Source organism: Rubrivirga sp. SAORIC476 (assembly GCF_002283555.1).
Classification (GTDB): Bacteria; Bacteroidota; Rhodothermia; order Rhodothermales; family Rubricoccaceae; genus Rubrivirga.
In genome coordinates this window covers 1-4,480 of record NZ_MVOI01000013.1, presented here as the reverse complement: position 1 = coordinate 4,480, position 4,480 = coordinate 1, and the positions used below count along the sequence as shown (strand labels likewise).

2 protein-coding genes are annotated in these 4,480 nt (G+C 71.8%); both read right to left on the bottom strand.

Annotated elements, in window-relative coordinates; genetic code table 11:
• The coding region (locus B1759_RS17650) for a reprolysin-like metallopeptidase (RefSeq protein ID WP_095516410.1) at nucleotides 1–3,163 on the bottom strand (3,163 nt) is incomplete at its 3' end.
• A 206-nt stretch (nucleotides 3,164–3,369) separates the two neighbouring features.
• Nucleotides 3,370–4,480: T9SS type A sorting domain-containing protein (locus B1759_RS17645; RefSeq protein ID WP_143537472.1), on the bottom strand; the 1,111-nt coding region annotated here is incomplete at its 5' end.

The following is a 4,480-nucleotide window of genomic DNA, read 5'->3' as shown; positions in this document are numbered from 1 at the left end:
CGGTGCCGGTGGAGGGAATCCAGGTGGCGGTGGCGGCGTCGTAGCTCGTCTCGAGGTTGGGCGGGTTGGCGGCCGGGTAGTAGCCGGGCACGCCGCGGACGAGGTTCATCGCCGCGAGGTCGTCGACGGTGAGGCCGGCCGCGGGGGTTCCGAGGAAGCGGAAGCCCTTCGGATCGTCGATCAGGATCGACACGCCACCCGCCTCGCCGACCGTCAGCGTGACGGGCACCGTCACTGTCGGAGTCGTCGGGTCGTTGGAGGACACGATCAGGTCGGCCGTGTAGATGCCTTCCGCGAGGTCGGTCGCGTCGAGGTTGACGGTGAACGTGCCGTCGGCGCCCGCGGCGACCGTGCCGCTCGTCGGCGCGGCCGTGATGAACGGGGCCGCCGGCGACGTGTAGAGGATCGCCTTGTCGGAGGTGACGTAGGCCGCGTTGCTGACGACCTGGAGGCCGTCCGTGCCGCCGTCGTTCTCGATGCCGACCGTGGCGCTGTTCAGCGTCCCGGACATGGTGCCGTACTGCACCTCGATGGTGCCATCGGGCGAGAGGATCGCCTGGAAGGTCAGCGGCGCCGTCGTGTTGTAGCGCGGCACACCATCGTACTGGACGACGAAGCGGCCGTCGCCGAGGGTGCCCGTGTAGACGGTGCCCGTGTAGACGGTGCCCCCCGCGCTCTGGTCGAGGTCCTCCCAGAAGGGCGCGATCACCGCGTTCGGCGTGGCCGTATTCGGGAAGGTGCCGTTCGTGAACGAGTTCGAGGCGAACGCCGAGAACGTCAGGAAGCCGTTCGACATCACGCGGATGCTCGTCCGGTCCGTCCCGTAGAACGGGAAGGTGAACGGCAGGGCGACGTCAGCGTAGCCCTCGTCCCCGGCGGGGAAGGAGCCGGTCGGCGTGAAGGTGACCGCGGTGCCGGTGCCCGAGATGTCCTGGAAGTCGACGGCCGGGCCGCCCGCTTCATCAGAGTCGATCCACTCGTAGCCGAACGCGTCCGGGCCGCCCGCGCCCAGAAGCGCCGTGGCGCCGGTCCCGTCCGCCTCGGCGGAGCCCTTCGGAAGGTCGCGAGCGGCCGGGGCCTGCGGCCGGAGCCGCTCCGCGTCCGTCACCACGTCCACCGACCACGAGAGGTCGAGGGCGCCGGAGGACGCCGTGTTGGAAACCGTGACCGTCTCGGAGCTGGTGCCGTCGACGGGCAGCGTGCGCGAGATGGAGCCCGGCGCGACCACGATGGCCGGCGGCTCCGCGTCGGAGATCGTGAACGGCTGCGGGTTGACGTTGAAGAAGATGTTGCCGACGGCGCGGACCATGATCCGCGCGTCGCTGGTCTCGACGGCCGGGAAGCTGACCGTCTGCGAGCCGTCGTTGGGCGTGGCCGCGGCCAGGACCGTGTCGAACGTCTCGCCGTCGGTGGCGAGCAGGATGTCGACCGTCGGCGTGTTGATCGCTCCGGCGTTGGTGCCGGCGACGTTCCACGTGACGGTCGTGCTGCCGGACGCGTAGATCTCGCCGGGCGTGGTGGCGAACGTGACCGCGAAGGGCGAGCCGGTGGCGACCACGTCCACGTCGAGCGAGGCGTCGTGGATGGCGCCTGCGCCCGGGTTGTTGTCGCGCGCGGTCAGGCGGAAGGTGTACGTCCCCGCCGCCGTCGGCAGCGTCTCGCCGATGACGGGCGGAAGCCCGTCCAGGAGGCGGTCCATCTGCGGGAAGACGCGCGTGCCGCTGGCCGTGGGCAGGAAGGACCGGAAGAGCGGGACCGTGCCCGCGTTGACGTCCGCCTGCGGACCGAGGTCGAACTCCTCCCAGGTGTAGGTGAGCGAGCCCGGCGTGTCGTCGGTGGCGCTGCCGGTGAGCGAGAACGGCGTCTCAGCCGGGATGGTGAAGCCGCTCGGCACAGAGACGACGGGGATGGGGTTGCCGGTCGTGATGGTCGTGCCGCAGGTGCCGCCGCTGCCCGTCGTGACGTGGGCCGTCATCTCGTCCAGCGAGATGCCGTGGAAGTACGCGTCGCTGTTGCTCTGGAGGTTGTCGTTGCCGCAGATCCCGGCGTAGGCCTGGATCGTGGAGCCACTGCCCGGCTCGTAGGCCGTGGAGCCATTGCGGTTGCCGCCCGAGCAGCTGCCCGAGTCGCCGTTGAAGGTGTGGTTGCCGCCGAACTGGTGACCCAGCTCGTGCGCCACGTAGTCCACGTCGAAGGCGTCGCCGACGGGGACGCCCGAGCCGGTCAGGCCGCGCGCCTTGCTGGTCGTGCAGATCACGCCGAGGCTGGCCACGCCGCCGCCGCCGGTGCCGACGAGGTGGCCCACGTCGTAGTTGGCCGAGCCGATCACCAGGTTGATGTTGGTCTGGTTGGCCGTGAGGTCGCTCGACGTGTTCGAGTACGGGTCGGTGCTGGCGTTGGTGTAGATCAGCTGGTCGTTGTTGGCGACGAGCTGGAAGCTGACCGACAGGTCGCGCTCGTAGATGCCCGTCACCCGGTTGAAGCTGGTCACGACGGCCGCCAGCCCGCCGGCGACGGTGCCCCCGTGGAAGGCGGTGTACTCGCCGGTCGCTGCGACCGCGAGGCGGTAGGTGCGGAGGGTCTCGCCGTGCGCGCGGCCCTGCTCCCCGTCGCGGCGCGACGGCGCGGCGTGCTCCCCGAGCACTTCGTCGGTGGTGCGTCCGCGGAGGGCCGGGTCCACCACGAGGTCGCGGGAGTAGTAGACGACGTAGTGGCGCGTGTCGCCCTGGAGGTAGGGGTCCACGTAGACCGTCCCGTTCGGCGTGAACAGCATGGCGCGGAAGCCGAGCGGCGTCTGGCTCAGCCGCCCGTGCACGGCGCCGGGGCCGTCAGCGAGGTACGTCCGGATCTCCGGGTAGCGGGCCTGGAGCGCCGGGGCCATGATGGAGGCCTCCGCGACGCGCACGTCCACCAATCCACCCTCGGGCAGCGGGATCGACAGCGTCGTGCCGCGCGTGAGGTCACGGTCGGGAGCGCCCGCCAGCCGCGACGCCATCGCGCCCTGGTCGAGGGCGACCGTGCGGAAGGCCGTGGGGAGGGTCGGCAGGTCGGAGGCGCCGAGCGACGCCGTGGACACGTCGGACCAGAGCGCGGTCTGGGCCGAGGCGGTGCCTGCCGTGAGGAGGGGCGTCACACTCAGGGCGACGAGGAGTACGAAGCGCATCGAGGGGGTGGGGTCAGGAAGGGGGGCAGGATAAACCCATATCCGGTGCGCTGAAAGGGCGCCACAGGCCACGCCGGTCGTCTTCGTGCCCCAGCCCGCCTCGGTCGCACCGAGGGACGACAGGCCGGTTTAAAAGAAGAGCGCCCCGCCGACAGCGTGTGTCGGCGGGGCGCTCCGAGCCTGACTGTGGGGCCGACGGTGCCGGGTTAGCGCACCACCACCGCCTGGCGCGTCACCACCGCACCGGCCGCCTCCAGGCGGACCACGTAGACGCCCGCCGCCAGCGAGCCGCTGTCCAGCGTCGCCTCGTGACGGCCCGCGCTCAGCGGACCGTCCACCAGCGTCGCCACCGACCGGCCGCGCACGTCGTACACCGTCACGCGCGCCGGGCCCGCCTCCGGCAGCGCGAACGACACCCGCGCCGCGCCCGTCGACGGGTTCGGCGCGATCGCCGTCAGCTCGACCTCCGTGATCGCCGCCTCAGCCGAGGCCGAGGTGCCGATCCGCAGCACGAACCGGTCGGTCGCGTTGGCGCCGTCGGCGAAGTCGCTCGACGGGATCACGTCGGTGAACGCCTCCAGCGTCCGCACGTCGAACGAGACGCTCGACTGGGTGCGGACGTCGATCTCGCGACCGGTCACGAGGTCCACCAGCACGACCGGCAGGCCGGCCGGCAGCGCGTCGGCGTCCCAGCGCAGCGTGAACCGCGAGCCGGTGCCGCGCGCCTCGATGGCGAGCGGGATCTCCGCGTTGGCGAACGGACGGGCGTCGTAGCCCAGGAACGCCTCACCGGCCCGGGCGCCGATCAGCGCGTAGGACTCAGCGGGCACCTGGAACTTCTCGACGTCCTCGTCGGCGTCGAACGCCGCGCGAGCCTCGTCCGAGAAGCCGATCGCGAAGCTGCGGTCGGCGATGCGGGAGGTCCCGTCGCCGTCGACGCCGTCGAGCGTGAACCGCAGGCCGGGGACGGCCTCCGTCTCCCGCGCGGCCACGCGAGCGCCTCCTGTGAGCGCGGCCGAGGCCGGGATCGTCAGGTTGCGCGCGGCGCTGCCGGTGCCCTTCGAGCGGACGCGGAAGCCCGTCCAGGCCGGCACCGAGGTGGCGCCGGTGACGAAGGTCTTCGCGACCGGGTCGTAGGTCCAGACCTGCGGGCCGGTCGGCGGGATGTTCGAGCCGCCGGGCCAGGAGTAGATGCCCGTCAGGTCGAGGTCGGTGCCGAACGGGTTGGCCAGGAAGTTCATCCGGCTGCCCGTCGTCTGCAGCTCCACCGTGACGTCGGCCGTGTTGGCGGGCAGCGTCGTGGTGAGCGTCATCGGC